Here is a 26,068-nt window from a genome sequence, read left to right on the forward strand (position 1 = left end):
CCCTGGCGCTATTTGCAGCGAGTTGTTGCACAGAGTGCGCGGCACCGAAGTAAACACCGTATGCAATAATACCGAATATGAATAACAATAATACTGGGGAAATCATGGCTAATTCTATCGCCGCGACCCCATCATTACTTACTTTAAACTTAGCACGCTTCCTCATTCTGACGTTCGCCTTTCAGAGCAAATTGTCCAGACCAGGAACGATTTTCTATTTTATATTTATTTTGCTCAATCCCTGGCACTGTTGAGCGAGGATTGTGCCTCAGAAATTAACAAAAACATTCTGTAACATTCAGAAATTGAACCAGCCTCGAATCCCTCAAGGCGATAACCATTCAACATGTTGTTTTTACATTCTTTTTAAAAGCAATTGCAAAAGACTTTATTTTAAATAGTTGAATATTGTATATAGTATAATAAAAGTCGCCCGGAGCGCGCTTTACAATTCCCCTGAAAGCACCCTGTTCTGACGTATTCATTACAGCTTCGGCAGCATGCATTTGCGCAGAAATCGAATACGAAAGTGTAGATTACTTCCGCCAAGTGCGACCGGATTGCACTGGCGATGGGATGCGCCGATTTGCACCCGCGAGAACCTGCTCAAGGGACCGGTCCTGTTTACCAAGAACAGGATTTTTTGAGGAGGAAAATGGTGGGCGGTACAAGGATCGAACTTGTGACCCCTACGATGTCAACGTAGTGCTCTACCGCTGAGCTAACCGCCCACTCGTTTCGAAGCGGCCCTAATCGGGCTTTGGGCCCGGCAAGTCAAGCCCGCAATGTCGGTGAATGTCAGGCCGCGATGACGCGGTCAACTTCCTCCACCAGCTCTCGCAGGTGAAACGGTTTGGAGAGGATCTTCGCGCCTGCCGGCGTCGGCGTTCCGGACGCGAGCGCCACAGCGGCAAATCCGGTGATGAAAACAATCTTCATGGCCGGGTCGAGCTCGGCACCGCGGCGGGCAAGCTCAATCCCGTCAATCCCTGGCATGACAATATCGGTCAGCAAGAGATCGAACACTTCGCGCTCCAGGGCGGCGAGCGCGGTTTCACCATCCTCGAAGTCCTGGACCTCGTGGCCGGCACGCTTCAGAGATGCCGCCAGGAAGGTGCGCATCATCTCATCATCTTCAGCCAGCAGGATTTTACTCATGGGCCCCGACTCCACATTCACGGTCTATTCTAACATTGATTCCATAGACAGTGCTTCGGGTAAATTCGAAGTGAACAGAACCGACATGCTTGACCTTCGCGCCAAATGGTCAACCATCTGGACACAATGAGCATGATTGATGACGAAAGACGGATGAAGCAGGACGTGGCCCGCACGGTCGCCCCCTTCATCCTGTCGCGGCCAGAAACAGACCCGCATCCCGTCATCTTCGCGTCTCCCCATAGCGGCCACTATTATCCAGACACGCTGTTGCAGAATCTCTGTGTGCCGCTGATCGACCTGCGGCAGACCGAAGATGCCTTTGTCGACCAGCTGTTTGCGAGCGCCCCTCAAGCTGGCGCAACCCTGATCGCGGCAACGCATGCACGCAGCTTTGTCGACCTCAACCGGGATGCGCGCGAACTCGACGCCGACATGATCGAGGGCGGACTGCCCGGCCCTGTCGCCGCGCCGTCTGCACGGGTGCAGGCGGGACTTGGCTGTTTTCCACGGATCGGTGCACGCGGCGAAAACATCTATGCTGGCAAGATCTCCAGCCAGGATGCCCACACGCGCCTCGATCACGTCCACACACCCTATCATCGCGCACTTGCCGACGAGATCGCCCGCTGCAGGGAGGCCTCTGGCTGCGCCATTCTGATTGACTGCCATTCCATGCCATCGCAGCAGCCAGGGCGCCGTGACCTTCCGGACATCGTGCTTGGAGACCGTTTTGGTTCGAGCTGCACCAGCCAGCTGACAAGCCTTGTTGAACGTACCTTCCGCAGTGAGGGCTACAGCACGGTGCGCAATGCACCCTATGCCGGCGGCTACACAACGCGCCGTTACGGACGCCCGAAGCGCCACGTCCATGCCCTGCAGATCGAGATCAATCGGCGCCTCTACATGGATGAAGCTGAGATTACGCCGAACGCATCCATGCAAAATGTCATATCTGCGGTGCAGCACGTCATAACAGAGATTTGCCGCTTCTCAGCACGGCTGTCGGCCTGACCCACCTCAAAAAAAAATGGCCGTGCCAAGCCGGCACGGCCAATAAGGTAAAGGGAGGAAACGCCAGAAGGCGTTAGCACCGCAGTGCTGAGCCCAATCTATTGTGCGCCGCAGCAAATGCAACCCCTAAAATTATCAAGACCTGCATTTTCGCATGTGACAGCCGGTCACACATGTTCGGCACGATGCTTGCTCTCCTGTCCCACAATGTTCATTCCGGGACTGTTCCCGGGTGCTGATGGGAGCCGGGAAATGACGGACAAGACGGACTTGCATGTAGGGAAACGCCTTCGCCGCCGCCGTAGACTTCTGGGACTGACACAACAGGAACTCGCCAATCAGGTGGGTGTGCGGTTTCAGCAGATTCAGAAATATGAGTGCGGCGCGAACCGCATGACATCGTCGAGACTGTTCGACCTGTCGCGGGCGCTTCACGTATCTGTGCAGTATTTCTTCGACGGGATCGAGACAGATGACCTGCTGGCAGCAAATGACGCTGACCGGATGGATGGGGACATCCTCAGCCAGAAAGAGACGCTGGAACTGGTGCGCGCCTATTATCGTCTCGGCGAACGCCCTCGCCGCCGCCTTCTTGAACTGGCAAAGGCCCTCGAAACCGATAGTAGCGACAGCGGCGCTGCTTGACGCTTTGGCCTGACTGGCCCAAAGCGCTTGGGCATGAGCCAGGCGATTGACGAAAATGATATCCTGAACCTGACCAGGCGGCTCGCAGGTGCCGCCTGGTCTGCGATTCAGCCCTATTTCCGGACTGGAGCCACCGCCGAGAACAAGGCAGGTGGCAGCCAGTTCGACCCGGTCACGGCCGGCGACAAGGCGGGCGAGCAGGCCATTCGCGACATCCTCGCCCAGGAACGCCCCGATGACGGGATTGACGGCGAGGAATTTGGAAAACACGAAGGCGCGTCCGGCTGGACCTGGCTGATCGATCCGATTGACGGCACCCGCGCCTTCATTGCCGGCCTGCCGGTCTGGACGACACTTATTGCCCTTGTAGACCCTGACGGTCACCCGGTCATTGGGGTGATTGACCAGCCGGTTGTCGGCGAGCGCTATTATGGTGCGCCGTCTGGCAGCACCCTGGAAACGCGGTCAGGCCGCAGCCCGCTAAAAGTATCGACCTGCACCGACCTCCGTCAGGCCATCATCGCAACGACCGACCCTTATATCATGACACCTGCTGAGCAGGGCGCGTGGACGCATCTTCGGGCCACTGCGAGAGTCAGCCGCTATGGGCTTGACGCCTATGCCTATGCGCGCCTCGCCGCCGGCACGATTGACCTTGTCTGTGAGACAGGCTTGCAGGCACATGATGTTGCCGCGCTTGTGCCGGTGGTGCGGGGAGCTGGCGGGATCGCTCGCGACTGGCGTGGGAATGAAGCGAAACTCGGCTCCCAGATCGCCTGCGCATCGTCGGAGGGCGTATTCGAACAGGCGCTGATCTCGCTGCGCCGGTCGGCAATCTGAATCCGGGTGCAGCTTTGCTGGTATTTTGGCCCGAAATCGCGCTAGATATTCCGGCATGACCGATAATAGCGAATCCCTCGTCCACAAGAAGCTGCCGACCAAGGCATGGCCGAACCACTGGAAGATTTCCAACATCATTGATGGCCGCTCCTTGCGGATCAAGCTGACGGCGGCGGCGCTGGACAATCTCGGCGACGAAGCTGCGGCGCGCAAGGAAGTGCTGAACCATCTCCACGGGGCGCTTTTCCGGGGGCGGATGATTGCGCAGGAGCGTCTGCAACAGGGCTCTGACGGTCTCGACACGGCACGCCTTCTGGCTGCCGTCCAGGACGAGGTCCTGCACGCACTGTATGATTATGTCACGGTACACGTGCACCGGGCCCGCAACCCTACAGAAGGCGAGCGGCTCGCCGTCTTTGCAACGGGTGGATATGGTCGCCACGTTCTCGCCCCGTCGAGCGACATCGACCTTCTCTTCATTCGGCCCTACAAGGCTTCGGCGCATGCCGAGAGCGTCATTGAGTATATGCTCTACGCCCTCTGGGACATGGGGCTGAAGGTTGGCCACGCCTTCCGCACGCCCGCCGATTGCGTGCGTCTTTCGCGCGAGGACGTGACCATCAAGACGTCCCTGCTGGATGCGCGCTTCCTGTTTGGGGATGACGAGCTTGGCCACTCCACGATCGAGACATTCCGCGAGGAAGTGATAGACGGACAGGACTACCAGTTCATCACAGACAAGCTGGCCGAGCGCGACAATCGGCACGCCAAGCTTGGCAATACGCGCTATGTCGTGGAGCCGAATGTGAAGGATGGCAAGGGCGGCCTGCGCGACCTGCAGACGCTGTACTGGATCGCCAAACATATCAAGCATGGCGAGACGCTTGAAGATGTCATGCAGTCTGGCCCGTTCACCAAGCACGAATATGCCGTGTTCATCCGCGCCGCGCGGTTTCTTTGGACCGTGCGCTGCCATCTCCATTATTTGACGGGCCGGGCCGAGGAGCGGCTGAGCTTCGACCTGCAGCCGGAAATTGCCTCGCGCATGGGCTATCGCGACCGGGCGGGTCAGCTCGGCGTCGAGCGCTTCATGAAACACTATTTCCTCGTCGCCAAGGATGTCGGTGGCCTGACGCGCATTCTCGCTGCAAAGCTTGAGGCCGAGCAGAAGAAGAAGCCGGAGGGCTGGCGGCGCTTCATTCCGGCAGGGCAGCCGAAACCCTTGCCGCAAAAGGGATTTGCCATTGATGGCGGCCGCGTAAACATCACCGATGACGGCGTCTTCAAGAAAGACCCGGCCAATCTTATCCGCCTGTTCGCGATCGCTGACGAAACCGAGCACGACATTCATCCTGATGCGATGACGCTGGCTGCGCGCAGTTCCCGCCTGATCAATCCGAAAACCCGCGAAATGCCTGAAATGCGGGATGCCTTCCTGAAACTGCTGGTCGAGGGCCGCGATCCCGGTCTTGCGCTGCACCGCATGAACGAAGCCGATGTACTTGGCCGCTTCCTGCCGGAGTTTGGCGGCATTGTCGCGCAGACCCAGTTCAACATGTATCACCACTTCACGGTAGACGAGCATACCATCCGCGCGGTCGAGTATATCGCCGAGATGGACCGTCATGGCGGCGAAGGTTTCGAGCTGGCGCACCGGCTGTTCCAGCGTATCGAGAACAAGCAGGTCCTGTATCTCGCCATGCTTCTGCACGACACCGGCAAGGGCCATGGCGACCAGCAGGTCGAGGGCATGAAGACCGCAACCAAGGCCGGCAAGCGGCTTGGCCTTACCGATGCCGAAACCGACCTCATTGCCTGGCTTGTCGGCCATCACCTTGAGATGAGCGAGACCGCCCAGAAGCGCGACATAGCAGACCCCGCCACCATCGTCCGGTTTGCCGCCATGGTCGGCTCCCTGGAACGGCTTCGCCTGCTCTACATCCTCACCATCGCGGACATCCGGGCCGTCGGACCGGGCATCTGGAACGCGTGGAAAGGCCAGCTTCTCGAGGATCTCTACCACAATACCGAAGCAGCTCTCCGGGGCGGGCGGACCGATGAACGCGGCGTGTCGATGGAACTGCAGATGCGCGCCAGCAAGAGCCGTGAAGCGCTGCAGGAACGTGTCGGCAAGATCCCGACTGTCATGGCCGAAATGGATCCGTCCTACTGGACCGGCTTCGACGTGGATGAACTGACAGAACATGCCTCGAAGCTGTCGTCGACTGAAACGCCGGTCATTTCAGCGCAGGTGCGCGAAGACGGAGGCGGCGTCTCGCTGCTGGTTGCCGGACATGACCGGCTCGGCCTGTTCGCGCGCCTCGCAGGGACAATTGCCGCGCAGGGCGCCAATGTGGTTTCCGCGCAGGTCTATACTGGCCCGTCGGGCTTCATCGTCGACGTCTTCATCCTGCAGGATGGCAAGGGTGGCGTCTTTGCCGCCGGTGACGAGAGCCGGCTGCGGCGTCTCGAAAGCGAGGTGCGCCGCGTGTTCACCAGCGATGCTCCGATCAGCAATATTCCAACCCCAGCCTATCGGCGTGAGGCGGCCTTCCGCGTCATCCCGCAGGTGGAAATTGATGAGGCCATCTCGACGGAATACACGGTCATCGATGTGGCAGGGCGCGACCGGCCGGGCCTTCTCCATGATGTGGCAACCGTGCTCGCTGACCGGAACATCTCCATCCATTCCGCCCATGTCGGCAGTTATGGCGAGCGGGTTTTCGACGCATTTTACGTGCAGCTGCCCGAGAAATTCACGCAGGACAATATCTTGTCACTCAAGGAGCAACTTCTGGACGTTCTGAGGCGCGATGAACCGGATGCGCCGCGGACCCCGGCCCGCAGCCTGAAACAGGCCAACGCCGCCGACAGCTTCTGACCAAGGCCCCGGAGAGACGTCCAGAAAGATGAGTGTCCTGAAGAATACGCTGACCCAGTCGACATGGACGCTCGGCAGCCGTGCGCTGGGCTTTCTGCGCGATGCCGTCATCCTCGCCAAGGTCGGCGCCGGGCCGGTGGCAGACGCCTTCTTCACCGCCCTGATGTTCCCCAACCTGTTCCGCCGGGTCTTTGCCGAAGGCGCTTTCGCCCAGGCCTTCATCCCGGTCTATGCACGCACCCTGGAAGCTGAAGGCCCGGAGGCCGCGCAGAAGCTTGCCAACGAAACCTTGAGAGGGCTGCTGGCGGTCACAGTCCTGCTTGTCATCATCGCGCAGGTCGCGATGCCCTGGATCATGCTGGTCATCCATGGCGGCTATAGGGACGATCCGGTCCACTTTCCGCTCGCAATCCTGCTGACGCAGATCACCATGCCATACCTGTCCTTCATGGCACTGGCAGCGCTCTTGTCCGGTGTCCTGAACTCTGCGGGACGGTTCGGCATGTCGGCTGGTGCGCCAACGCTGCTCAACCTCTGCTTGCTGGTCGCGGCCTTTTTCGGTTCGGACAATTTCGCGGTGTCGAAATCGCTCGCGGTTGCAGTCTCCATTGCAGGCTTCCTGCAGGTGTGCCTGCTCTGGTACGGCGTGTCGCGCCAGAAGGTTCGCCTGCATCTTGGCCTGCCCCGCTTTACACCGGGCGTGCGGCGCGTTGCAGCCCTGGCCATTCCCGGCACGATCGCGGCGTCCGGCATGCAGATCAACATCCTCGTCAGCCAGTCGCTCGCCAGCTTCGAGGAAGGCGCAAAAACCTGGCTCTATTCGGCAGACCGGCTGTACCAGCTTCCGCTCGGTCTTGTGGGCGTCGCCGTCGGCCTTGCCATCCTGCCGCGACTTGCCCGCGCTGCGCGTTCGGACGATCAGGCCGGGTCGCAAGGCGTGATGGACAATGGTGTCGGACTGGCCATGGCCCTGACCGTGCCCGCAGCCGCTGCGCTGATGGCGGCACCTTTCCTCTTCGTGGACAGCTTTTTCAGCCGCGGGGAATTCACATCGGGGGATGCCGCGCAGACCGCCCGCGCGCTGTTTCACTTTGGCTGGGGCGTGCCGGCCTTCGTGCTGATCAAGGTGCTCGCGCCCGGCTTCTTCGCCCGCGAAGACACGAAGACGCCGATGAATTACTCGCTGATCTCTGTCGTCGTGAACACTCTTCTTGGGGCCAGCCTGTTCTTCTGGCTGAAATCCCGGGGCGTTGCAGGTTTCCCCGGCCTTGCCATTGCCACCAGCACGGCGGCCTGGGTCAATGCGGGGCTTCTCTTCCTGACGCTGAACCGCCGCGGCTGGTACCGTCCGGGCGCGCGGCTCGTGCAGCGGCTTGTCAGCGTTCTCATCGCTTCAGGGGCTCTCGCCGCCCTGCTCTGGTATCTCGCCAGTATCAGCGAGACGGTGCAGGCCTACACATTCGGTTCCAAGTTCCTCGCCGCTCTTGCCATTGCTGCTGGTGGCGCTGGCGCATATGGCATCTTTGCCATCCTGTTCGGCGCGATCCGCCTCAGTGACATCAAGGGGGCTAGGCGCGCCTGAGCCCTTGCGCTATTGGCGGCGCCATGAGTGAACAACAGATCCCAACCTATACCGGACCGCAACGCGTCTTTTCCGGTATCCAGCCCACCGGCAATCTCCACCTCGGAAATTATCTCGGTGCCCTGAAGAAATTCACGCGGCTGCAGAATGAAGGCTGGGACTGCGTGTTCTGCGTCGTGGATCTGCACGCCATCACCATGCCGTTCGATCAGTCGCAGCTGGCGAACCAGACCCGGCAGATTGCAGCGGCGATGATGGCGAGCGGTGTCGAGCCGGACAAATCGGTGCTGTTCGCGCAATCCTCCGTTCGGGTTCACACTGAGCTGACCTGGGTTTTTGACAGCGTTGCCCGCATGGGCTGGCTGGAAAAGATGATCCAGTTCAAGGAAAAGTCTGGCAAGGACGCTGAGCGCTCATCCGTCGGGCTGTTTAATTATCCGGTCCTGCAGGCTGCTGACATCCTCGCGTACAAGGCAACGCATGTCCCAGTGGGCGAAGACCAGCGCCAGCACCTGGAACTTGCCCGCGATATCGCTGACCGCTTCAACCGCGATTATGGTGCCCCCGGCTTCTTTCCGCTGCCAGAAGCCCTGACCGAAGGGCCGGGCGCCCGGATCATGTCCCTCAAGGACGGCACGAAGAAAATGTCGAAGTCCGACCCGGCGGAGAATTCCCGCATCAACCTGATCGACGATGCCGACACGATTTCGCGCAAGATCAAGAAGTCGAAGACCGACACGCTGGGCGACATGCCGAGCGAGATGGCCGGTCTTGAGGGTCGTCCGGAAGTGGCAAACCTTGTCGGAATCTATGGCGCTCTGGCCGGCCTGACAGACGAGCAGGTTCTTGCTGAATATGGCGGCAAGGGCTTTGGTACGTTCAAGCCCGCTCTTGCTGACCTTGCCGTCGACCACCTCGGCCCCATCACGGCTCGCATGCGCGAACTGATGGATAATCCGGATGAAATCGACGCGGCGCTGAGACAGGGCGCCGAGCGGGCCAACGCCATTGCAGAGCCGATCATGGAAGAGGTGCGGCAGATCGTCGGCTTCTGGCGGCCCTGATTTCGACGGTAGATGCGAGCCTTAACCAAAGGTCAGCATCCATGAAGATCAACCGCACCCTTCTCATCGCCATTCCGCTGCTGCTGGCGGCCTGCCAACCGGCAACGGAGTCCGCAGACACGTCCGGCTCTCAGCAGGAAGGCGGGCCTGTGCTGTCCTACACAGATGCCTTTATCATGGCCCCGATCGGTGGCCGGGACGTCACCATGGGCGGCATCGAGATCACTGTGAATGGCGGCGATGTACGCCTCACCGGCGCAACCAGTGATGCCGCGACCACTGTTGAGACGCACTCGATGTCGATGGATGACGGCACGATGAAGATGCGTCCGGTGGAAGGATGGGACATCGCCGATGGCGAAACGCTCGATCTCGACCGCGGCGGCGACCATCTGATGCTGTTTGGCGTGGAGCCCGGCCTTGCGGCTGGCGATACGGCCAACATCACTTTCTATTTCGACGTGGAAGGCCGCGACGAGCCGCTGACGCTCGAGGCAGAGGCTGAGGTGCGCGGCGTCGGCGAATAGACGCCTGCCCGCTTATTTCTTTTTCACGACCTTCTTCTGGAAGTCGATGACGCGCGGGACGATCTCCTTGCGGAATCGCGAGCCGTTGAACACGCCATAATGGCCAACGCCCGGCTGCACATAGTCGACTTTCATCCCGTCCGGGATGCTCGTGCAGAGATCGTGTGCGGCCTGCGTCTGGCCGATGCCTGAAATGTCGTCCAGCTCACCCTCGACCGTCATCAGGCCGACCGTCTCGATCAGGCCCGGCTTGACGAGACGATCGTCGCGGTAGCGGTATTCGCCGCGTGCCAGCAGACACTTCTGGAAGACGCGCTCAATCGTCTGGATGTAGAACTCCTCGGTGAGGTCAAGGACAGCAAGGTACTCGTCATAGAAGGTCTTGTGCTTGTCCGCGCCGTCGCCATCGCCTTCGACGAGGTGGTCAAAGAAACGCGCCTGCGCGTCGACATGCCGGTCCCAGTTCATGTGCATGAAGGATGTAAGCTGCACGAAGCCCGGATAGACCCGGCGGAATGCACCCGGCCAGGGTGGCGGCACGGTGTGGATCATCTTGGAGCGGAACCAGTCGAGGCTGCGCTCTTCAGACAGACGGTTCGGCACGGTCGGCGACCGGCGCGCATCAATGGGCGACCCCATATAGGTCATCGTCGCGGGCATCGCGTCAGAGCCGTCTTCCGCCATCATCGAGATCGCCGCGAGAACGGGAGGTCCGGGCTGGCAGACAGCGACGACATGCGCGCCCTGACCCAGCACTTCCAGCATCATGCGGATGTGGTCGATATAGTCGTCGAGGTCGAAGCGGCCGAACCAGACCGGCGCCATGCGCGCATCAGTCCAGTCTGTGATGTAGACTTCATGGGTCGGCAGGAAAGCTTCCACCGTGCCGCGCAGGAGCGTCGCATAGTGCCCCGATAGCGGCGCGACGATCAGCAGTTGCGGGCGCTCCGGCTCAACATTCTCGGTGCTGAAATGCACCATCTGACACCAGGGCGTTGCCCAGACCGTCGTCGGCTCGACAGCGCATTCCTTGCCGTCAATCTCGGTCGATGTGATCTGCCAGTCCGGCTTGCCATAGTAACGGGTCGCGCGCTCGAAGACTTTGGAGGCCGCCGAAACCGACTTTGCGAACTGGGTATCGCGCAGCGGATTGACGGGTGAAGTCCACACCGAATTGGTGGCCTTGGCATGCAGCCGAAGCGGCGCCATGGCAGCGCGGTTCATTTCAACGAGTGAATAGAGCACTGTACGATCCCATCATGTTGCACTGCAACATATGCGCTCTTTCGTGCAGATTGCAACCGGATTCAGGAGCCGAGCAGTGTTCCGAGACAGGCGGCCATCTCGTCAGGATTGGTATTGGTCTCGGCAAAGAAGGTTTTCAGCTTCCAGTCCTCGCCCATCAGATAGAGCAGCGATGTGTGATCCATCGTATAGTCGGCGAGGCTGTCGGGCGTTTCGACCCGGTTATAGCCAACGATGAACTCATCAGCGGCCTTCTTGATGTCTTCCTCACTGCCGGTAAGGCCGACCAGGCCTTCGGGAAAGGCATTACTCGCCACATAGGTTGCGAGCTGTTCAGGCGTATCGCGCTCAGGGTCTATGGAGATCAAAAGCGTCTGCGGCGGCTCAACGCCTTCCGGCAGCTTCTTGTACGCATTTGCGATGCTGACCAGCGTCGAGGGACAGACATCCGGGCAGAAGGTGAAACCGAAATAGATCAGCGTCGGCTTGCCCATATAATCCTGTTCGGTCACCCGCTCACCGAGATGATTGGTGAGCTCGAACGGGCCGCCGATTTCCTCATAGGCGCGCGTGGTGCAGGACGCGGTCGCGCCGCCGGCTGTTGCCGTGGGCTTGCCGCTCGCGGTGTCATTTCCACTGTCGCAGGCGGCAAGGCCGAGCGCTGCAGCCGAAAGCATTAAGGTCTGGATCATACGCATGCACAAATGTATGCGACTGGCCACCGGGCGCGGCAAGGTGCAAACTGCCGCATGAGGGGCGCAGGGAGCCGATGGAAGAGACACATGCCACACGCGAAGGGCTGGAGCAGGCGCTCTACAGCCTTCTGCCAACCGGCCTCGCCGGTGTCGACGCCGCGCGCGGCCGTGCCCGCCTGCGCACGCTTGTCACGCTGCGCTGGCTCGCCGTGGCGGGGCAGACGGCGGCGGTGCTGTTCGTGCACTTCGGTCTTGGATTTGAGTTGCCGCTGGGTCTCTGCCTGACGGTGATCGCAGCCTCGGCCTGGCTCAACGTCTTCATGTCCTTTGCCATGCGGGACCAGTTGCTGTTGAAGGGCTGGGAGGCGGTCCTGCAGCTTGGTTTCGACACGCTGCAGCTTGCTTTGCTGCTGGCGCTGACGGGCGGCCTCGCCAATCCGTTTCTGCTGTTCCTGCTCGCGCCGGTCACAGTCGCGGCGACCAGCCTCAGACGGCGCTTCTCAGTGAGTGTCGCGATCCTCGCCATTGTCTGCGCGGCGCTGATGTCTGCTTTTGCGTTTGACCTGCCGGGCCCGGAAGGCGAGCCATTCGACCTGCCGGCGCTGTTTGAATGGGGGCATTTTGCGGCGCTCGGTATCGGGATTCTCTTCTTTACCGTTTCATCGCTACGGCTCAGCGAGGACGAAGCCCGCTTGATCCGCGCGCTTGATGCAGCGTCCATCGTCATGGCCCGTGAGCAGCGCCTGTCGGCGCTCGGCACCATGGCGGCGATGACCGCGCACGAGCTTGGCACGCCGCTCGCAACCATCCACCTGGTCGCCAAGGAGCTGGCCGGCGAGTTCGACCGCGAGGACCCGCGCTATGAAGATATCCGCCTGATTGCAGAACAGGCTGATCGGTGCCGGGAAATCCTCGGCCAGCTCAGCCGGTCGCGTGAGGCCGAGGACATCGTCCACGCCAATATGCCGCTGTCCAGCCTGGTCGAAGAAGCTGCCGCGCCATTCAAGGGTCTCGGTGTTGAGCTGAAAGTCACCTATTCGCCGGGTGAGAATGGCGAACCCCGCGTTCCGATGATCCGCCGCAGCCCGGAAGTCCTTCACGCGCTCGGGGCCTTTATCGAGAACGCCGTGAGCTTTGCCGACAGCCAGGTGCGCGCTGTCGCAAGCTGGACGGATCGCCAGTTCATGGTAACAATTTCCGATGACGGGCCAGGCTTTGCTGCCGACGTCATGCCAAAGCTGGGCGAGCCTTATGTCTCCCAGCGCGGCGAGGCCCATCTCGGCGGCGGCGACATGGGGCTTGGCTTCTTTATTGCCAAGACCCTGATTGAAAGAACCGGCGGACGGATCGCAACGCGCAACCGATATCCGCCAAGACACGGCGCAATTGTGCAGGCCGTCTGGCCAAGAACAGCACTGGAAAGCTTGGAATCTGACCGGATACAGATAAATAACCCGGCAGTGGAGACTTGATCATGGACTATAATGTCACCGTAAAACTTCATGAGTCCCTGAAGGACGTTGAAGATCGCACCTGCCTGGTCCTCGATGATGACGGCCCTTTCCTGCAGAGACTGGCAAGGGCGCTGACCCAGCGTGGCTTCCTTGTTTCGGCCGTGTCTTCGGCCGCCGAGGCCAAGGACATCGCCCGCATGAACCCGCCGGCCTTTGCTGTACTGGACCTTCGTCTCGAAGACGGATCGGGCCTTGACGTCGTCGAGGTGCTGCACCGCTTTCGCCCGGAAGCGCGCGCTGTCATCCTGACCGGTTATGGAGCAATTGCGACGGCTGTCGCGGCCGTGAAGGCCGGGGCGGTTGACTATCTTGCCAAGCCAGCCGAAGTCGAGGACATCGTTCGCGCACTGGTCAACAAGGGCGACGGGCTGCCAGAGCCGCCCGAGAACCCGATGTCGGCAGACCGTGTGCGCTGGGAGCACATTCAGCGGGTGTATGAGCTATGCAATCACAATGTCTCGGAAACGGCTCGCCGTCTGAACATGCATCGCCGTACCCTGCAGCGCATCCTCGCAAAGCGCGCGCCGCGCTAGCCTTCAGCGCGCTGGCCGTTGCAGCCCTTCCGGCCGCGACAGCGCAGGACAAAAGCCGCTACAAGCCGGTCGATGAGACCGACAATAGCGGTGTGTATGCGGCGCTGCGCGGCTATGGCGCAATCCACGATCAGAACAATTTCCTGTTCGAAGCCAGCCGCGAATTCGGCGCCGCAATCGGCTTTGCCTGGGACGAGAACTGGCGCATCGAAGGCGAATATGCCCGGCGCTGGGCGAAGATTTCCGGCATCAATGGTGCGCGCCAGGCCAAGGGCAATTTCGACAGTCACACCTTCGGAGCGCATCTCTTCCGCGACTTCAACCATGGCAGCCGGTTCCGGCCTTTTCTCGGCGCCGGAGCGGGCTGGGGCATTCTCGATTTCGAGTTTTCGGGGCCAGCCAACATCAATCCCGATTTCATCGTCATGGGCGACGACACCAATCAGAGCCTCTACTGGAATGTCCTCGCCGGCGTGAATTACCGCGTCTCGGACCGCTGGAAGGTGGGCGCGGGCGTGGAATATTTCACATTCGACGACCAGCCGGTTGAAGCGAATGTTGGCGGACGGCTTGGAATTGACGGGATCAACCGGTCATACAATTACTTCATCTCGGCGAGATACAGCCTGACCGGGCCTTTCAGGCGCTAGGCCCCTTCGGCCCAAGCGAAGACGTCTTGCGCGCCGGATCGGGCGTCTTGTCCTTGAACTTGCAGATGTCGCGGATGGAGCAGTCCCAGCATTTCGGCTTGCGCGCCATGCAAGTGTAGCGCCCGTGCAGGATGAGCCAGTGGTGCGCGCCTTTCTTGAACTCTGGCGGCGTGACACGCTCCAGCTGGTCTTCAACCTCGTCCGGGGTCTTGCCGGGGGCGAGGCCGGTGCGGTTCGACACGCGGAAGATGTGGGTATCAACGGCGATGGTCTCATGGCCGAAGGCTTCGTTCAGGACGACATTGGCGGTCTTTCGCCCGACGCCCGGCAGCCTCGTCAGCTCATCGCGGGTCTGGGGCACCTCGCCGCCAAACTCATCCACGATCATCTGGCTGAGCGCGATGACATTCTTCGCCTTGTTGCGCCACAGGCCAATCGTCTTGATGTGATCGGCAACACCTTCCTCGCCAAGGGCCAGCATCTTTTCCGGCGTGTCGGCAATCTCGAATAGCGTCTTCGTCGCCTTGTTGACGCCGACATCGGTGGCCTGCGCCGACAGGGCGACAGCGACCACAAGCGTATACGGATTGGAATATTCAAGCTCGGTCCTGGGGGCCGGCCGGTCTTCAGCGAGCGCGGCATAGAGCTGCGCCGTCTTTTCGGGGCCAAGCGTTGGCGAGCGGCGCTTTCTCTTTCGGGGTGTCGGAGGTTTTGACATGGCCAAGCGATGTAAATGCCGCAGCGGCCTAATCAAGCCTTCACTTGTCGAACGCGCCAGCGCCTTTATTTCTGAACGCATGGATGAGGACGGACAGACCATCTATTTCGACGCCACGCTGAGACCGCATGTAGCCCTCAGTCCGAAAGCCTTCATGATCGTGATGGGCCTTGTCGGCGCGATGAGCTTTCTCGGCGGGATCATGTTTCTGTCCATGGGCGCCCTGCCGGTCATCGGCTGGTTCGGCCTTGATGCCCTCGCCATCTGGTTTGCCTTTCGCAAGAGCTTCCAGAACCTCAGGGAAGAAACACTGGTCCGGATCACGGCCGAGGCGATCACACTGCGGCACAGTCGCCCCGGACAGGAGAAGCGGACCGTCCGCCTGCCGACGGCCTTTGCCCGGCTCAGCCTCGATTTCCCGGATCGTCGGCCAAGCGAACTGCGCATTGCCCACGGCCAGACCGCCTATGTCATCGGGCGATTCCTGACACCTGGAGAGCGCAAAAGCCTCCACCAGGCGATGCAGGATGCAGTGATGCGTGCCCGCGCCGAACGATACGCATGAAAAAAGTGACGCATGCGTCATAGTTTTTAAACGTACTTCGTGCTAAGCTATGCTTGAAAGCAAAATATCACCGGAAAACCGGGATACTCGGAGGCACACATGGCAGACACAATTCAGACCGTCGATAAAACGCTCAAACGCCCGGAACCCGCACCGCGCGACAAGCTGATCGACTTCCACCTCGCACATGACGAGGCTATCCCTTCTGTCGAGGACGTCGACATGAAGACGTTCGACGTTCTCGACCCCGAACTCTGGCGCCGCGACGCCTTCTGGCCGTTCTTCGAATGGATGCGCGATAATGATCCGCTGCATTACACGCCGGACAGCCCGGCCGGGCCTTACTGGTCGGTCACGCGCTATGACGACATCATGAAGGTCGACATCGACCACAAGCGTTTCTCCTCCAGCTGGGAATATGGAGGCATCACGCTTGGCGAGCCGTTCGAGGATTTCGAACTGCCAATGTTCATCGCGATGGACGAGCCGCGCCATTCCGAACAGCGCAAGACGGTGCAGCCGGCCGTTGCGCCGAACATGCTGAAAGAGTTCGAACCGCTGATCCGTTCGCGCACACAGGGCCTGCTCGACAGCCTGCCGGTCGGCGAGCCGTTCGATTGGGTTGATACCGTCTCAATCGAGCTCACGACGATGATGCTCGCGACCCTGTTCGACTTTCCCTTCGAAGATCGCCGCAAGCTGACACGCTGGTCGGATGTCGCGACCAATCCATACAATCCGGACATCTGCCCGGGCGGCCTCGACCAGTGGAAGCAGGAGCTCATGGAGTGCCTGACGACCTTCATGGGAATCTACCAGGAGCGTCAGGCCCAACCGCTGAAGAACGATCTCATCAGCCTTCTCGCACATGGCGAGAAAACAAAGAACATGACGCCGATGGAGCTGCTCGGGAACGTCATCCTGCTGATCGTTGGCGGCAATGACACGACCCGCAACTCGATGACGGCTTCGATCTATGCCCTCAACAAGTGGCCGGACGAGTATGCCAAGCTGAAAGCCGACCCATCGCTCATTCCGAACATGGTCTCCGAAGTGATCCGCTGGCAGACGCCACTCGCCTATATGCGTCGCACCGCGCTCGAGGATGTCGAGATGCACGGCAAGACGATCAAGAAAGGCGAGCAAATCGCCATGTGGTACGTCTCAGGCAACAAGGATGAGCGTTTCTGGAAGGAAGACCCGAACCGCCTGATCATCGACCGCGACCAGGCCCGCAACCACCTGTCCTTCGGCTTCGGCATCCATCGCTGCGTCGGCAACCGTCTCGGCGAGCTTCAGCTGCGCATCCTCTGGGAAGAGCTGATGGAGCGTTTCGACCATATCGAAGTGCTCGATGAGCCGAGCCGCACGCCGCACAGCTTCGTGAAAGGCTATACCTGGATGCCTGTGATCTGCCATCCGAAGAAATAGGATGCCACAGCTGTGAACGGATTGAGCCCCGCAAGTCATTGCGGGGCTTTTTCGTGCCTAGTCGGTATCGCCGTCGATGAGACCGCTGAGGCGCGCGCGGCCGCCATCCATGGTCAGCATCTCGCCGGTAATGATCGCGCTTGACGGCAGGGACAGGAAAAGCGCCGCATCGGCAATTTCATCGGCCAGGCTAGCACGGCCCAGTGGCGTGCGGCGCTTGAGCCAGTCGACTTCGGTGCTTTCGGCGCGTGGCCGCAGCGCGCAGATGGCATTCGCCCTGATTTTCTTGGAGGCGAGTTCGACAGAAGCGGCACGCATCACGCCAAGAATGGAATGCTGGACGACCGCATCCGCGAAATCGCCGGCATTGATCTGCTGCGCCGACAGTGACAGCACGAACGTGACACTGCCGAACTGCGGTCGCCGCGCCATCGTGTCACCCTCTTCCTCAATGCGGCGGGCAACCAGTTTCTCAAAAAGCTGGAGCGTCAGGATGGCACCGCGCAGCGAGCGAAGGTGCAGGCGCTCGAATTCAGGAACGTCGAGATCCTTGAGCGACAGGTTTGGCGGAATGGGCGGGACAGAAATGATGTGATCGACATGGCCATAGGCCTCGACCGCTGCCGCAAGGCAGTTCTTGATGCCGATGCGGGTATGAAGCTCCTCATGCTGGACAATCGCCTTGTCGCGGAGATTGTCAGCGACGCGTTCGACGCGCTTCATCTGCGGGTCGCAGGCGATGACGGCGTGGCCTTCATCCACGAAGCGGCGCGCGACGGCTTCGCCTGTAAGCTGACCCAGCCCCAAGATGAGAGTGACGGGTTTTTCCATGTCGGCTCCTGATCCGGACGTCGCTGCACCCGGTCAGGATCAACCGGACTTCGCGACTAGTTTGGCCGCAGGTGAACCAGTTCCTCTTTAATCTTCAGTTTCTTTCTCTTCAGTTCGTGCAGTCGGACTTCGTCTGCAGCAGGGCGTTTCTGTTCGTCACTGATTTCCTCATCGATCTTGCGATGGCGGCTAGCGAGTTCCTCGATACGTCCTTGAAGTGACATATACTTCTCCTTCTTTGCTGCTTGAAAACTGTGACATTATGGGCACAGTTAAGCACAAGCGAAGGCCTTGGTCACGGGACTCCAGAATAAAATATCTTCAATATCGAGAGAGTCCTAAGGCCTGACTGCTTTGCGGGCAGACTTGACGCGGAACATGGCTTCGTCGGCCTCTGCAATAAAGGTTTCAGCAGAAGACTGACCCGACCAGGCAATCACGCCGCAGGACGCGCCGAGGTGCAGATCCTCGCCAATCTTCAGCCGATCCAGCCGCTGGGTGAGCCGGTTGGCCTTGAGCTGGCTGTCGGCAAGTCCGGCATGGGTGAGGATCACCCCGAACTCGTCTCCGCCGAGGCGTCCGACAATGTCGGTCTGGCGCACCTGTGAGAGAATGATATCGCAGACCCGTATCAGCGCCTTGTCTCCGGCCGCATGACCATACGTGTCATTGATGGCCTTGAACCGGTCGAGGTCGATATAGAGCAGGCAGAGCGGCAGCTCATGACGGGCAGCGAGCGCGATTTCCCGGCTCAGCTCCCGCTCGAAGGCGCGCCGGTTGAAGACCGGGCAGAGCGCATCATGGTCGGCGAGGCGCTCGGCCTCTTCAAGGGCGCGAGCCAGCCCAGCCTCGCGGTCACGCAGATCAAGGACCTCCTCGGCCAGCGCACGGAAAGCCGCGCGGGCGCGAAGATCGTATTCCTGCAGATCGATACCGACCGCCTGCAACAGGTCCGCAGCCGCATCCGAAACGGTCGCGTGTCCTCGTTTTCGCCCGCCATTCCTGGAGATTCGGTCCATGCATCACCTATAAGGCAAAGGCGCGACGACATCTACACACCAGGCGGCTTGACGGGCGAAAGCCCGTGCCTATTTTGTGCCGCTTCCTGAAAGGGGGCGAGATGAGCGCAGCAGAACCCGTCGTCGGAGTCATCATGGGCAGCCAGTCCGACTGGCCGGTCATGAAACTCGCCTGCGAAATGCTCGACCAGCTGGGCGTGCGCCATGAGGCGCGCATCGTTTCCGCGCACCGCACACCCGACCGGCTCAGCGACTATGCGAAGACCGCAAAAGGCCGCGGCCTTAAAGTGATCATTGCAGGCGCTGGCGGGGCCGCGCACCTGCCCGGCATGACCGCCGCGATGACGCCGCTTCCGGTCCTCGGAGTTCCGGTCCAGTCGCGCGCCCTGAGCGGCCAGGACAGCCTTCTCTCGATCGTCCAGATGCCCAAGGGTGTGCCCGTCGGGACACTGGCCATCGGCGAAGCGGGCGCGGCGAATGCCGGCATCATGGCTGCTTCCATCATTGCCTTGAACGATGACGCTGTCGCCGCAAAGCTCGACGCCTTCCGCGCGGCGCAGACCGCCAGTGTGGGCGAGGTCCCCGAAGGATGAAGCCTCTTCCACCCGGATCTGTGATCGGCATTCTGGGGGGCGGACAGCTTGGCCGCATGCTGGCGAGCGCGGCAGCGAGGCTGGGCTTTGACGTGCACATCTTTGCCCCGGAAGACAGCCCGCCCGCAGCGCGTGTCGCCGCGATGCACTGGCAGGCTGCCTATGATGATGAAAGCGCGCTTCGCGAATTCGCCGATGCGTGCGACGTCATAACCTATGAGTTCGAGAACATTCCGGTTCAATCCGTCGACTTTCTCGTTTCCATCGGCGCTGTTGTGCGCCCCGGCGCAGCATCGCTTGAAAAGTCACAGGACAGGCTGGCCGAAAAGCAGTTTCTGAATGCCATCGGGATCGAAACCGGCGCCTTTGCCGAAGTGTCGTCCGTCAGCGACCTTGAACAGGCCCTGAAAACGCTGGGCCGCGCGGGCATCCTGAAGACCCGCCGCGATGGATATGACGGCAAGGGACAAGTGCGGCTCAAATCCGGCGATGACCTTGCTGCCGCCTATGCCGATATTGACGAGGTGCCTGCCATCCTGGAGGCCTATGTGCCGTTCGAGCGGGAAATTTCTGTTGTCATTGCGCGCGGCGCGGACGGCTCAATGGCGGCTTTCGACCCCAGCATGAATGATCATGCCGGCGGCATCCTGCGCACCTCGATTGCCCCGTGCGGCCTGTCAGATGACATCATCGCGCGGGCCCGCACAATGGCCGAGGCGCTGGCGCGTGAAACCGGTCATATTGGCGTTCTGGCCCTGGAACTCTTCGTTCTTGAAGACGGCACACTGCTCGCCAATGAGTTTGCGCCGCGCGTGCACAATTCCGGGCACTGGACGCCAGAGGCCTGCCTGACCGGCCAGTTCGAACAGCATATCCGCGCCGTCGCCGGCTGGCCGCTCGGCCCGGTCACCCGTGTCTTCGATGCCGAGATGCACAATCTGCTCGGCGAGGAAGCGCTCGCCCCGGCCGACAGCTATGACAAGGACGCCGTGCTCACCCTCTATGGCAAGCGCGACGCCAAGCCCGGACGCAAGATGGGCCATGTGGTGGCCCGCACAGGCCGCGCCTAATAGGAATATTTGACGTCGAAGCGCAGGATGCGGTCGAGATTCTCGCTCATCAGTGGCGGATTGGACTCGTAACGAATATCATAGGAAAGGCCGGCGCTGACATGGTCGGAAACGGCTGTATTCATCCTGAAGGTCGGGTGGAAGGTCGATGTCGGGCCTGAAATATTGACCTTTGCATCCACTTCAAAACTGAGGTCTTCACGGATGAGCCAGTCAAGCTCCGTCGCGCCGTAGAGGCCAACACCGCCAATCTCATCGCCATCATTTGCGACCTTCAGATAGCGATAGCCCGGCCCGACTTCGCTGCGGAGCGTCACGGCCTCGGTCTGGACCAGATACGCCCCCGCGCCGACGCCTGCGAACGCATCGGTTTCGAACCCGGCAAAGTCATCGCGCGCCATGGAGCCGCGCACATAGCCGAAATACTCATCATTCCAGAGCGTATCGAGCTGGTAGGAGGCGCCCCAATTGCTCTGGTTCTCGACCCCATTGGCTTCGGCCTGGTTGGCAAAGACTTCCAGCCGGTGGATCTGCGCCTTGCGCATCAGGTTGACCTTGCTGCGCAGGCCAAGGAACAGCGTGTCTGAATTGCCCTTCGTCTCAGCTGCGTTGAGCGCGAGTTCCGCATTGAAGTCTTCCCAATAGCCGGGCGACTCGATTTCAACCGGTTTCGGCGCGGGAACGACAAGCGGCGCGATCCGCAGGGGCTCGACCGGCGTTTTCAGTTCCGCCACAAGCGTGTCGATCTGGCCGGAAAATTCAGGAAAGGCGACCTTGGCTGCGGCCACGACGGCCGCCAGCTGCGCCTCATCATTGCTGCGAATGGCAGCCGAAATCATCCTCGACACGGGCCGAGGCAATTCCTGGGGAAGAGTCGCTACGGTTTGCGGAGTTCCGCCCACCGCAAAGGCAGGCGCCAGCAGTAATTCCAACATGTGTATCGCTGTTGCCCGTAACAGGTTACCGAAAGATTGACACGGGCGAGAAGGTGCTGCGCCCATTACAGTATGAGCTCAGGACGACGTGCGCCCCCTTAGCCGGTCGAGGAATTCCAGCCCCGGCCTGGCGAATTTCGAGCCCCACTGGCCAAGCTTCATCGCCCCCTTGAGGCGGCTCTCGATGAAGGCGTCGAGTTCGTCTTCCTCATAATCATTGTCGAGCCAGTAGAGCACGGTGGTGGGCAAGGTTGCCGAAAGGAGCGCGCGCTTGGTCTCACGATTATAATCTTCCGCTGTGTCGCCAGCCGCGAGCCAGATGGCATCTGCGGTTTTCCAGGTGCGACGGGCCGCAGCGGGCGCGTTCCACGGCGCAAAACCGCGCGCGGATGCCTTCTTTACAGCTTCGCGGTGCGGTTCCAGCGCATACAGCCAGGCCTTGATGCCTGCAGCGACCTTCTCATGGGTTCGCAGCTCGCGAAGGTCCTCAGCCTCGAGAGCCGCCAGCATGTCTTCCTCGGCCCGGTCGAAGAAGCGTTCGATGAGGTCTTTCACGCCATCTGGCGCCGCGAGTGCTTTTTCTTCGGAACCAATCCCCGCCTCGCGCGCTGATTGTGTAGCGGCCCGTTCCGTCCAGCCCTCATCCTTGATGAGAGGCAGGAGGTATTCGAGCCATTTATCCTGCAGTCTGATTGACGGTCGAGTTGCTGTCATTACTGGCTCCGGGAGTAGGCAAGCCTGAAATTTGGTGTTATAGGCGCGCCTTCACTTTGAACAACACGCCAGACTATAGCTCGGGCTAACCCTCGAGCGAACCAATGGAGATTGAACCATCGTACAGATCGTCGTCCGCGACAACAATGTCGAACAAGCCCTTCGCGCACTGAAAAAGAAGATGCAGCGTGAGGGTCTCTTCCGGGAAATGAAATCCCGCACGCACTTTGAAAAGCCGTCTGAGAAGAAGGCTCGCCAGAAGGCAGAAGCTGTGCGCCGCGCTCGCAAACTTGCTCGTAAGCGCGCCCAGCGTGAGGGCCTGGCATAAGCCATAAGCCCGCCTGATCTGGCGTGAAACAAAGCCCCTCTGGCCCCGGCCGGAGGGGTTTTTTCATGCCTGGCGTTTCGAAAACAATGGAGGCAGCCAGCAAGCTGACCTCCATTGCCGCGTCACCCTCGATGGCGCAGCCATCTGAGGGTCCACCTCCCATCGACAGCCCCTTGTGATGAGGCATGCATCAGAGATGGGCTCTCAGATAAGCCTTACGGCTCATCGAGAGTGACGCGCCACGCTAGCGTCGCGCTACACCTTGGAAATCAAACTCAGATCTGCTGAGGCTGCGGTTTGAAAAACAGCTCCGGACAGCGCAGCCGCAATCACTTTTCCTGGATGACGAAATTTGAAGCCAAAGGCCCAGTTCAGCCGGTCTCGCCCTTCTTCCCCGGCAGCATCTTGCTGAACCATTTGCCGACATCGCCGACGCCTGCACCGTGGACAGCGCCCGCGCGATAGACCCGCGAAGCGAGCCAGAGGACGACAAGGGCTGCGACCACCATCAGGACAAGCAGGCCTATCACTTCCCAGAGTGGCGGGTGCGTCGGCACGCGCAGGATCAGCAGGAAGGGCGTGAAGACCGGAATCCAGCTCATCACCGACAGGATCGGCGATTCCGGATCAGATATCGCCACGACAATCATGAACATCGGCACCATCAGCATGACGATGAGCGGCGTCATCAGCGTCTGCGCCTCCTGGATCGTGTCGCAAAGCGAGCCGAGTGCCAGGAACACAGCGCCGTACATGAGATAACCGAGAACAAAGCTCAGAATGGCAGGCATCAGCAGGCTGGGCTTCAGCACCGCGCCAGCCACGGAGAACATGCTCTCGCGAATGTCGGCGGGCATCTGGCCTGAAAGCGCAGTGCCGATGACCGAGCCCCCTATTGCCCAGACCATCATCAGCGTGAGCGCAACGGCCAGCACTGCCAGCAGCTTGCCAGCCAGCATGTGAGGCAGCTTCACCGAGGTCAGCAGCGAGTCGAAGATCTTGTTGGAACGCTCCTCAATCGTGCCCATCAGAAGATAGTTCACGACCGAGAAGATCAGGAACCAGAGCAGGAATGCCATGAAGACAGATGCGATGAACGGGGCCCGGTCGGCCATCGTGACCTGAGATCCGGAATCGGACGAGGCCGGACGCGCTCGCCGCTCTGTGATATCACGGCGCTGCTTCTCAGCTTCGTTCAGGATTCGGGGGCTCACGCCGGCCGCTTCAAACACCTTTCTTTCGGTGATCTTGCGTTCTGCCGCGCGGACCTGGTCGAGCAGGGTGCGGGAGGTGACATTCTCGCTCCAATATTCGATCTCGCCATTGTCCTCAGGCACGAAGATCGCGGCAAAGAGCGGCTGAGGGCCTTCACTGGTTTCAACCAGACGCTCGCCCATCAGGTAAGGGCGGATGGAGTCTTCATCTGTGGCGGGCGGTGCCACTGCTACAAAATCGGCTTGCGGCAGGCTGACCTGCGCACCGCCAGCCGCCTCTAGCGCGGCTTCAACCGTGCTTCCCGCATCAATGGCGTCATCAAAGGCAAGCAGCTTGTCGCTCGGCTCACCATTCAGGACGCCGACAGGGTCCAGCGTCATCCGCACCAGCGCGATACGGTCTTCCTGAAGCTCGGCGCGCAGGGCATCGGCGAATTCGGTGCCCTGCTCGATGACCGTGTAATAGCGGGTCGGCTGCGAATTGGCGGCCCAGGTCGGCGCCATCATGCCGACCCCCATGAGGATCGGCGTCAGGAGCAGGCCAAGCCAGAAGCCCCAGGCCTGTACATAGCCGAGATAGTCCCTGCGGGCGACGAGATAGATCGAACGCATCAGGCAGCCTCCGTCGCTTTTCTGGTGGCGAGCGTCTTTTCAAGGTCCTCGGCCTCTGCCTCGGAGACAAGCGAGACGAAGACATCACGCAGCCTCGCCTCTTCCGGCCGGAAGCTGGTGATCGGCGCACCCGCTTCTATGGCCGCGCGAAGGGCATCCTGCGCGTCATACTGGGCAGGCAGCGACACGCGCCAGTGATCGCCCGCCAGCTCATTCTCGGTGAAGCCCTTGGGCGAAATGGCTGCATTGAGGTCATAGCCGTCTTCGACGCCGATCAGCGCCGCGCGGCCGAGCGCACCAAACGCCTGGTCCAGCGTGCCATCGAACACTTTGCGGCCACGCGCCATCATCACAATGGAATCGCAGAGCCGTTCGGCATGCTCCATGACATGGGTGGAAAAAAGGATCGTCGCGCCGCGCTTGTGTTCCTCGATGATCATGTCCTCGAGGCCCTGCTGGTTGACCGGGTCGAGGCCGGAGAAGGGTTCATCCAGGATCAGGAAATCCGGACGGTGCGCGAGGGCCGACAGGATCTGTACCTTCTGCGCCATACCCTTCGAGAGCTTGGAAATCCGCGAGCGGCCAAAATTGCCGAGCCCCATGACCTCGAGCAGCTCATCCGCGCGCTTGCGGCTGTCGGATGCGCTCATGCCTTTCAGCCGCGCGAAATAGGAAATGATCGCGCGCGGGCTCATCTTCTTGTAGAGGCCACGCTCCTCCGGCAGGAAGCCGACGCGTTTCAGCGTATCGATATCGGGCGCGCCGCCAAACAGGCGGACTTGGCCCTCATCCGGGCTCAGCACGCCCAGCGACATGCGCAGGCTGGTCGACTTGCCGGCTCCATTTGGCCCGAGAAAGCCAACGATTGAGCCTTGAGGCACCGTCAGGCTGAGATCGCGCACGGCGGTAAAGAAGCCAAAGCGCTTGGTAACTGACCTCATTTCCAGCGGATGCACACTCATTACCCCTCCAAAAGCCAGAGTCTTTTTCGACTCTCGATAATCCACACCCTGTCTTTCATGGCTAGCCCTTGCAAAGTCATTAAAGCCGTCGCAGGCTCCCTGTCATGACAAGGCAGTCTGGTCCCCGCCCCCAAGGCAACGCCCCTGTCCACCCATCGCCATCTGCGGTGAGCCGGGAAGAGATCAGCCTTGGCCCGCGCGCCGTAAAGGCGAAGACCCTGAAACGGATCGATGCCGCGCTGCGCCGTCTCGAAACAGGCCGGTTCGGGCATTGTCTGTATTGCGGCGATCAGATCAGCGTCGCCCGCCTAACCTTCGATCCAGCCGTTACCAGCTGTTCAACCTGCGATGAGGACTGACCCTCAGCCGGGGGTAGACAGGCGCATCAGGACAAGCCCGCCGACAATCAGGCCGAGTGCGATCAACCTCATCAGCGACGCACTTTCACCGAGAAAAATAACGCCAACAGCAAAAGCCCCGACCGCGCCGATCCCCGTCCAGATCGTATAGGCCGTTCCGAGGGGCAGGACCCGCATCGACCATGACAGCAGGCTGAAACTCGCCAGCATCGCCGCAAGCGTGATGAGCGAGGGACCGAGGCGCGTAAAGCCCTCGGACTGTTTCATGCTGAACGCCCAGACGACTTCCAGCAATCCGGCAACAAACAGCGTGACCCAGGTCATACCCACCTCCTTCTGACAAGCGCCGGGCCGTCCCGGACATTCTTC

28 protein-coding genes, 1 tRNA gene and 1 pseudogene are annotated in these 26,068 nt (G+C 60.6%); 16 read left to right on the plus strand and 14 right to left on the minus strand.

All coding sequences use genetic code 11. The annotated features are described in order from the left end of the window. Window positions 1-13: 13 nt before the first annotated feature. From B8746_RS17490 to cpdR, 3 genes and pseudogenes are all read right to left on the minus strand, one after another. Window positions 14-166: pseudogene (locus tag B8746_RS17490) on the minus strand (TadE/TadG family type IV pilus assembly protein); the annotation flags it as partial. Between the two features lie 490 nt (window positions 167-656). Then, a tRNA-Val gene (locus tag B8746_RS03830) sits at window positions 657-731 on the minus strand. 67 nt (window positions 732-798) lie between these two features. Further along, window positions 799-1,158 (minus strand): cell cycle two-component system response regulator CpdR, encoded by a 360-nt coding sequence (gene cpdR, locus B8746_RS03835; protein ID WP_084391910.1) that lies wholly within the window; start codon window positions 1,156-1,158, stop codon window positions 799-801. Window positions 1,159-1,290: 132 nt separating this feature from the next. On the opposite strand from cpdR, the gene B8746_RS03840 reads away from it, so the two are divergent. The 7 genes from B8746_RS03840 (at window position 1,291) to B8746_RS03870 (ending at window position 9,711) form a co-directional block, all read left to right on the plus strand. Next, window positions 1,291-2,172: an N-formylglutamate amidohydrolase gene (locus B8746_RS03840; protein ID WP_233123905.1), complete on the plus strand. Its 882-nt coding sequence runs from the start codon at window positions 1,291-1,293 to the stop codon at window positions 2,170-2,172. A 252-nt stretch (window positions 2,173-2,424) separates the two neighbouring features. Then, window positions 2,425-2,817, plus strand: coding sequence for a helix-turn-helix domain-containing protein (locus B8746_RS03845; protein ID WP_084391911.1), 393 nt, complete (start codon window positions 2,425-2,427; stop codon window positions 2,815-2,817). A 33-nt stretch (window positions 2,818-2,850) separates the two neighbouring features. Continuing rightward, entirely contained in the window at window positions 2,851-3,657 is an 807-nt protein-coding gene (locus tag B8746_RS03850; protein ID WP_084391912.1) for an inositol monophosphatase family protein, read from the plus strand. A 55-nt stretch (window positions 3,658-3,712) separates the two neighbouring features. Further along, entirely contained in the window at window positions 3,713-6,538 is a 2,826-nt protein-coding gene (locus B8746_RS03855; protein ID WP_095380823.1) for a [protein-PII] uridylyltransferase, read from the plus strand. Window positions 6,539-6,566: 28 nt separating this feature from the next. Continuing rightward, entirely contained in the window at window positions 6,567-8,120 is a 1,554-nt protein-coding gene (gene murJ, locus B8746_RS03860) for a murein biosynthesis integral membrane protein MurJ (protein WP_084391913.1), read from the plus strand. Between the two features lie 23 nt (window positions 8,121-8,143). Beyond that, complete coding sequence (gene trpS / locus B8746_RS03865; RefSeq protein ID WP_084391914.1) at window positions 8,144-9,184, plus strand: tryptophan--tRNA ligase; 1,041 nt, start codon at window positions 8,144-8,146, stop codon at window positions 9,182-9,184. 41 nt (window positions 9,185-9,225) lie between these two features. Next, entirely contained in the window at window positions 9,226-9,711 is a 486-nt protein-coding gene (locus B8746_RS03870; RefSeq protein ID WP_084391915.1) for a copper chaperone PCu(A)C, read from the plus strand. 12 nt (window positions 9,712-9,723) lie between these two features. Here B8746_RS03870 and B8746_RS03875 read toward each other — a convergent pair whose 3' ends face one another. Beyond that, window positions 9,724-10,956, minus strand: coding sequence for a polyhydroxyalkanoate depolymerase (locus B8746_RS03875; protein ID WP_084391916.1), 1,233 nt, complete (start codon window positions 10,954-10,956; stop codon window positions 9,724-9,726). Between the two features lie 62 nt (window positions 10,957-11,018). Further along, window positions 11,019-11,648: an SCO family protein gene (locus B8746_RS03880; RefSeq protein WP_233123907.1), complete on the minus strand. Its 630-nt coding sequence runs from the start codon at window positions 11,646-11,648 to the stop codon at window positions 11,019-11,021. A gap of 77 nt (window positions 11,649-11,725) precedes the next feature. Between B8746_RS03880 and B8746_RS03885 the strand changes: the two genes are divergently transcribed. The 3 genes from B8746_RS03885 to B8746_RS03895 are packed head-to-tail and all read left to right on the plus strand — an operon-like array spanning window position 11,726 to window position 14,348. Further along, window positions 11,726-13,123 (plus strand): ActS/PrrB/RegB family redox-sensitive histidine kinase, encoded by a 1,398-nt coding sequence (locus B8746_RS03885; protein ID WP_084391918.1) that lies wholly within the window; start codon window positions 11,726-11,728, stop codon window positions 13,121-13,123. Window positions 13,124-13,125: 2 nt separating this feature from the next. Beyond that, entirely contained in the window at window positions 13,126-13,698 is a 573-nt protein-coding gene (locus B8746_RS03890; RefSeq protein WP_084391919.1) for an ActR/PrrA/RegA family redox response regulator transcription factor, read from the plus strand. Next, complete coding sequence (locus B8746_RS03895) at window positions 13,608-14,348, plus strand: outer membrane protein (RefSeq protein ID WP_084393110.1); 741 nt, start codon at window positions 13,608-13,610, stop codon at window positions 14,346-14,348. The genes B8746_RS03890 and B8746_RS03895 overlap by 91 nt, the downstream gene beginning before the upstream one ends. Here the strand turns inward: B8746_RS03895 and nth are convergent. Next, window positions 14,338-15,066, minus strand: coding sequence for an endonuclease III (gene nth / locus B8746_RS03900; protein WP_084393111.1), 729 nt, complete (start codon window positions 15,064-15,066; stop codon window positions 14,338-14,340). The two genes, B8746_RS03895 and nth, sit on opposite strands and share 11 nt — an antisense overlap. On the opposite strand from nth, the gene B8746_RS03905 reads away from it, so the two are divergent. Further along, entirely contained in the window at window positions 15,065-15,631 is a 567-nt protein-coding gene (locus tag B8746_RS03905) for a DUF2244 domain-containing protein (RefSeq protein ID WP_084391920.1), read from the plus strand. The genes nth and B8746_RS03905 overlap by 2 nt on opposite strands. A 99-nt stretch (window positions 15,632-15,730) precedes the next feature. Beyond that, complete coding sequence (locus tag B8746_RS03910) at window positions 15,731-17,062, plus strand: cytochrome P450 (RefSeq protein WP_084391921.1); 1,332 nt, start codon at window positions 15,731-15,733, stop codon at window positions 17,060-17,062. Window positions 17,063-17,119: 57 nt separating this feature from the next. On the opposite strand, the gene B8746_RS03915 is transcribed toward B8746_RS03910, so the two are convergent. The 3 genes from B8746_RS03915 to B8746_RS03925 all read right to left on the minus strand — a co-directional run bounded on the left by B8746_RS03915 (window position 17,120) and on the right by B8746_RS03925 (window position 18,912). Next, window positions 17,120-17,893, minus strand: coding sequence for an SDR family NAD(P)-dependent oxidoreductase (locus B8746_RS03915; protein ID WP_084391922.1), 774 nt, complete (start codon window positions 17,891-17,893; stop codon window positions 17,120-17,122). Window positions 17,894-17,949: 56 nt separating this feature from the next. Beyond that, the gene (locus B8746_RS03920; protein ID WP_084391923.1) at window positions 17,950-18,117 is read right to left on the minus strand and encodes a YdcH family protein; all 168 of its coding nucleotides are present in this window, start codon (window positions 18,115-18,117) and stop codon (window positions 17,950-17,952) included. Window positions 18,118-18,231: 114 nt separating this feature from the next. Then, entirely contained in the window at window positions 18,232-18,912 is a 681-nt protein-coding gene (locus tag B8746_RS03925) for a GGDEF domain-containing protein (protein ID WP_084391924.1), read from the minus strand. Between the two features lie 101 nt (window positions 18,913-19,013). On the opposite strand from B8746_RS03925, the gene purE reads away from it, so the two are divergent. After that, window positions 19,014-19,505, plus strand: a complete 492-nt coding sequence (gene purE, locus B8746_RS03930; RefSeq protein WP_084391925.1) for a 5-(carboxyamino)imidazole ribonucleotide mutase — start codon at window positions 19,014-19,016, stop codon at window positions 19,503-19,505. Further along, on the plus strand, window positions 19,502-20,575 hold the full coding sequence (locus B8746_RS03935) for a 5-(carboxyamino)imidazole ribonucleotide synthase (RefSeq protein ID WP_084391926.1): 1,074 nt from the start codon (window positions 19,502-19,504) through the stop codon (window positions 20,573-20,575). Before purE ends, B8746_RS03935 begins: the two co-directional genes overlap by 4 nt. On the opposite strand, the gene B8746_RS03940 is transcribed toward B8746_RS03935, so the two are convergent. After that, the gene (locus B8746_RS03940; RefSeq protein ID WP_233124046.1) at window positions 20,572-21,414 is read right to left on the minus strand and encodes a DUF481 domain-containing protein; all 843 of its coding nucleotides are present in this window, start codon (window positions 21,412-21,414) and stop codon (window positions 20,572-20,574) included. The two genes, B8746_RS03935 and B8746_RS03940, sit on opposite strands and share 4 nt — an antisense overlap. A gap of 174 nt (window positions 21,415-21,588) precedes the next feature. Next, the gene (locus tag B8746_RS03945; protein ID WP_084391928.1) at window positions 21,589-22,224 is read right to left on the minus strand and encodes a COQ9 family protein; all 636 of its coding nucleotides are present in this window, start codon (window positions 22,222-22,224) and stop codon (window positions 21,589-21,591) included. A gap of 118 nt (window positions 22,225-22,342) precedes the next feature. On the opposite strand from B8746_RS03945, the gene rpsU reads away from it, so the two are divergent. Next, on the plus strand, window positions 22,343-22,552 hold the full coding sequence (gene rpsU, locus B8746_RS03950; protein WP_026180774.1) for a 30S ribosomal protein S21: 210 nt from the start codon (window positions 22,343-22,345) through the stop codon (window positions 22,550-22,552). Window positions 22,553-22,923: 371 nt separating this feature from the next. On the opposite strand, the gene B8746_RS03955 is transcribed toward rpsU, so the two are convergent. After that, on the minus strand, window positions 22,924-24,378 hold the full coding sequence (locus tag B8746_RS03955; RefSeq protein WP_084391929.1) for an ABC transporter permease: 1,455 nt from the start codon (window positions 24,376-24,378) through the stop codon (window positions 22,924-22,926). Beyond that, a complete protein-coding gene (locus tag B8746_RS03960) occupies window positions 24,378-25,340 on the minus strand; it encodes an ABC transporter ATP-binding protein (protein ID WP_084391930.1) in 963 nt (320 codons plus the stop codon). The genes B8746_RS03955 and B8746_RS03960 overlap by 1 nt, the downstream gene beginning before the upstream one ends. Window positions 25,341-25,444: 104 nt before the next feature. On the opposite strand from B8746_RS03960, the gene B8746_RS16950 reads away from it, so the two are divergent. Then, window positions 25,445-25,699: a TraR/DksA family transcriptional regulator gene (locus B8746_RS16950; protein ID WP_143434517.1), complete on the plus strand. Its 255-nt coding sequence runs from the start codon at window positions 25,445-25,447 to the stop codon at window positions 25,697-25,699. A gap of 3 nt (window positions 25,700-25,702) precedes the next feature. Here B8746_RS16950 and sugE read toward each other — a convergent pair whose 3' ends face one another. Further along, the gene (gene sugE, locus B8746_RS03970) at window positions 25,703-26,023 is read right to left on the minus strand and encodes a quaternary ammonium compound efflux SMR transporter SugE (RefSeq protein WP_084391932.1); all 321 of its coding nucleotides are present in this window, start codon (window positions 26,021-26,023) and stop codon (window positions 25,703-25,705) included. Window positions 26,024-26,068 lie beyond the last annotated feature (45 nt).

The sequence above is a fragment of the Henriciella pelagia genome (assembly GCF_002088945.1).
In the GTDB taxonomy this organism is placed as follows: Bacteria; Pseudomonadota; Alphaproteobacteria; order Caulobacterales; family Hyphomonadaceae; genus Henriciella; species Henriciella pelagia.